This is a genomic window from Carnobacterium sp. (assembly GCF_040274425.1).
This window is the reverse complement of sequence record NZ_JBEMBC010000142.1, coordinates 1-3,971: the sequence shown is the minus strand read 5'-3', so window position 1 is coordinate 3,971 and position 3,971 is coordinate 1. Positions and strand designations below refer to the sequence as shown.

The window sequence follows — 3,971 nt, the reverse complement described above, 5'->3', positions numbered from 1 at the left end:
CTGATGAAGAAGCAGTTCATTTGTTGAATATGCAAAAAGGATTTGAAGGAGAGATATTGTTTGATTCACTGGTAGAAGAATTTTTAGATATGGACGCATTGGTGTTAAACGATTTGCTATTTACAGAAAAAGGAAGCACATTTCAAGTTGATTCATTGATTCTGACGGGCGACAAAGTCTTGTTATTTGAAGTGAAAAATTATGAAGGAAGTTTCCAATTCAACTCGCACCATCTCTTGACATTTTCCGGCAAAGAAGTTGGGAATCCATTGAATAAATTAGATGAGACTTCTACAAAGATGCGGCAACTATTGAGTAAATGGAATGTCAAGCTGACGTTTGATCCTGCTCTCATTTTTGTAAATCCTGCTTTCACACTATATAACGCACCACCCGGAAGTCCAATCATTTTTCCTACACAAATCCGAGAGCACTTTTTTCGAATGAACCAGCGTGCCTTACCACTGTCAAAAAAACATCATTATTTTGCAGATAAAATGATAAAAGAGCATCAGAACGAATCCGCTTTTCAACAGAAATTTCCGAATTATACTTATGATCTCCTCAAAAAAGGATTATGGTGTATCGAATGCGGCTCCTCTGATTTAACAATTACCCAACGGTCCTGTTCCTGCAAAGCGTGCGGTCATAGAGCACCAATCGAAGAAATAGCATTGCGTCAAATAGAGGATTTCAAATTATTGTTTCCTGATTCGAAAGTAACTACTCCTATTATGTATGATTGGCTCGGTTCCACAATTCCAATGGCAAGAGTCAGAAGGACATTAGTAAAAAATTATAAAATTTGCGGAGCCACTCATGGTTCCTATTATGAATAAAAAAATCCTTGCAAGATATAGATACTCGTCATCAGACGAGTATCACCCCATTGAGTTCTTTTTGGCATAATCATTTAAATTAGGTCTATTCTATCGGAATTTTGTTCTTAATTGATTGAATTAAAGCTTATTATGCCTACTCAAATGGAATTCTGTTCTGAGTCAATCGAATTAAGACTTATTATGCTTAATCAAACAGTAAGCAGCTCTGAGTTAATCAAATTAAGGCTTATTATGCTTACTCAAACAGTAAGTAGCTCTGAGTTAATCAAATTAAAGCTTATTATGCCTACTCAAATGGAAAACAGCTCTGAGTTAATTGAATTAAAGCTTATTATGCCTACTCAAATGGAAAACAGCTCTGAGTTAATCGAATTAAAGCTTATTATGCCTACTCAAATGGAAAACAGCTCTGAGTTAATCAAGTTAAGGCTTATTATGCTTACTCAAACAGTAAGCAGCTCTGAGTTAACCGAATTAAAGCTTATTATGCCTACTCAAATGGAAATCGGCTTTGAGTTAGTCGAACTAAGGCTCGTTGCTCCATCCGAAAAAAGAAAGTCTCAAGAATAGAAATTCTTGAGACTTTCTTTTTTATTAATGCATCATTTTAATCGGTACATTTAGCCGTTCATTCAACAACTCGAACCACAAACCATAACCTAGTCCATTTGGATGGACATCATCTGCTAAGACTTCTTCAATCGTTAGATTTTTGTCTACCATTTTAGTTTGCATCAAATGATAGGTATCAATAAAAGGCCATTGTTGTGCTGTTACAAATTCAGCAATTTCATTATTGTATTGTTCGTAAGTCACTTTACCATCTTCTAGAAACACATCATTAAAAAGAGTAGGATTTGCAGTTTGCAAAACAACTAATGTATCCGGCAACTCCTCACTGAAGCGATCCATGATCCATTGAATATCTAATTTTGTTTGATCGACATTATTTTGCGGATAACGATTATTGTTGATCAAACACAACTCAAAAAGAATAATATCTGGCTTGTCTTTGACAACTGCATCAATTTTTCCTCTTGAAATCAGGTCAGCTGTACTGTAGCCATTGTAACCGTGATTGATTACTTTAGCTTGAATACTGTCACGCTCATTCAAATCATCTTCAAGTAACTTACCCCATACAGGCTGTGCTTCGGTCGCTCCTTTTCCAAAGGTTACACTGCTGCCTAAAACAACGATAGTCACTTCTCCATCGCGATCCGTTACAAATTTTGAACGATCTAACAAACTTTCTTGCATATATGTATCGGACAATTGATAATTTTCGGTCACTTTAGCTAACGTTTTATTTTTTTGAGTAGCATTAAAAAAGAAGATAAAAATAGCTACCAGCAATATAACTATCCCAAAGATCCATTTTTTTTGATGTGATTTATTCGTTAGTTTCATAATAAAGCCCTCCAACTATTAGTCCATGAAGTATAACATGTTTTACAGCAGTAAAATAAGGCAAAATTCCGACTATTTGAAGAGTTGGTTTTTAAAAATGACCATCAAATGTTAGCTCACTTATTCAATCTGCATTTCACTGAATGTACAAAAAAACGTTTATCACATCAAATGCAATAAGCGCTCTTTTAAATTGCTATAACCATTTCATTTAAAACAACCCAAAGACTTTAACTTTCTTTACTGGTTGAGGTGTTGCAGTATGAATGAATTCCCCATTGATCAAATCTTTAGTAACTTGATGGTACTCTGCTACTTTTTCAGAACCGAATTCTTTTTCTAATTTTTGATACGCTTCTTTCATTAGAAATGAGCGTGATCTAATATTGTGTGCATCCGAAGCAATAAAATGCACTAAATTTGCTTCAATCAATTGCTTACTGATTTTTTGGATCTCTTTACCGAATCCCCCAGTGTAACTAGCAGCCGTTAGTTGCGCCAAAGCACCTTTTTCAACAAACGATAACAATTTATTAGGATCTTTCAATATCGCATGATTCCGTTCTGGATGAACGATGATCGGTGTGATGCCCTCTCTTTGCATTTCAAAGAAAAGTGTTTCAGCATATTGAGGAATCGTTGGTGTCGGAAACTCAATTAAAATGTACTGGTTTCCTTCATCAATAAATTGGAGTTTATCTTCTTCAATATCTTCAAAAAATTCTCCATTGATGCGAACTTCTTGTCCAGGGAAAATAGTTAGTGGAATCCCTCTGGCATCTAGTTCTTGCTGCACTTCATCGACTAAGCTCAAAATATCTTGTTTTTCATTATCCCAATGTCCATTTTTATAATGTGGTGACGCTAAAATATGTGTGATTCCTTCGGCTACAGCTTCGCGCGCCATGTCCATAGAATCTTCCATATCTTTTGCCCCATCATCTATACCTGGTAAAATATGGCAATGTAAATCAATCATGTATTTTTCTCCTTTAGTTTTGCTCACTTAAATTATAGCTAATTATAAATCAAACTTTTTAAAAAAGCTAGATGGTCCGGTTCTTCTTATTTTTTTTCTTAACTAAGAATACATCTTACAGAAATAAAATTACTGGATTAACCTCCTTAAATCCCCAAAAAAATAGCCTCACATCTCTACAAACTAGTTGTAGAAACATAAGGCATTTTGTTGGCTATAATTTAGGTAATTGCAATATAAAGGAATGCAGCGATAGCTCCACCGATCATTGGTGCTACTACTGGAATCCAAGAGTAACCCCAGTCAGAATTTCCTTTGTTTGCGATAGGTAAGAATTGATGCGCAATACGTGGACCTAAGTCACGTGCAGGGTTGATTGCGTATCCTGTTGATCCTCCAAGAGAAAGACCAATTGAAAGAATTAAGACCCCAACTACTAATGGGTTTAATCCATCAGTAAATGTGTTTTTACCAAACATCATAAGTGCAAATACTAATACGAATGTACCGATAACTTCTGACATTACGTTGCCAACAGTGTTACGAATAGCTGGACCTGTTGCAAAAGTTCCTAAGATACTAGCTTGATCTTTTGTTTCTTTAAAGTGTGGTAAGTAAGTTAACCAAACTAAAACAGCTCCCAAAATACCTCCAAGTACTTGAGCAATAATAAACGGCAATACTAATGCCCAATCAAAATTACCAATAATAGCCATACCAAGTGTTACAGCTGGGTTTAA

General features: G+C 35.3%; 5 protein-coding genes. 2 read left to right on the top strand and 3 right to left on the bottom strand.

Features of this window, described 5'->3' with window-relative positions; all coding sequences use genetic code 11:
• On the top strand, positions 1-839 hold an 839-nt coding region (locus tag ABS911_RS14605; protein WP_350468167.1), incomplete at its 5' end, for a nuclease-related domain-containing protein.
• Positions 840-950: 111 nt separating this feature from the next.
• The gene (locus ABS911_RS14600; RefSeq protein WP_350468166.1) at positions 951-1,412 is read left to right on the top strand and encodes a hypothetical protein; all 462 of its coding nucleotides are present in this window, start codon (positions 951-953) and stop codon (positions 1,410-1,412) included.
• Positions 1,413-1,436: 24 nt separating this feature from the next.
• Here ABS911_RS14600 and ABS911_RS14595 read toward each other — a convergent pair whose 3' ends face one another.
• From ABS911_RS14595 to ABS911_RS14585, 3 genes are all read right to left on the bottom strand, one after another.
• Positions 1,437-2,252, bottom strand: a complete 816-nt coding sequence (locus tag ABS911_RS14595; protein WP_350468165.1) for an SGNH/GDSL hydrolase family protein — start codon at positions 2,250-2,252, stop codon at positions 1,437-1,439.
• Positions 2,253-2,463: 211 nt separating this feature from the next.
• Entirely contained in the window at positions 2,464-3,231 is a 768-nt protein-coding gene (locus ABS911_RS14590) for a tyrosine-protein phosphatase (protein WP_350468164.1), read from the bottom strand.
• 221 nt (positions 3,232-3,452) lie between these two features.
• On the bottom strand, positions 3,453-3,971 hold a 519-nt coding region (locus tag ABS911_RS14585), incomplete at its 5' end, for an MIP/aquaporin family protein (RefSeq protein WP_350468163.1).

Coding starts and splice junctions, on each gene's coding strand:
- ABS911_RS14590 (WP_350468164.1), bottom strand. CDS start 3,231: ATGATTGATTTACATTGCCATATTTTACCAGGTATAGATGATGGGGCA.
- ABS911_RS14595 (WP_350468165.1), bottom strand. CDS start 2,252: ATGAAACTAACGAATAAATCACATCAAAAAAAATGGATCTTTGGGATA.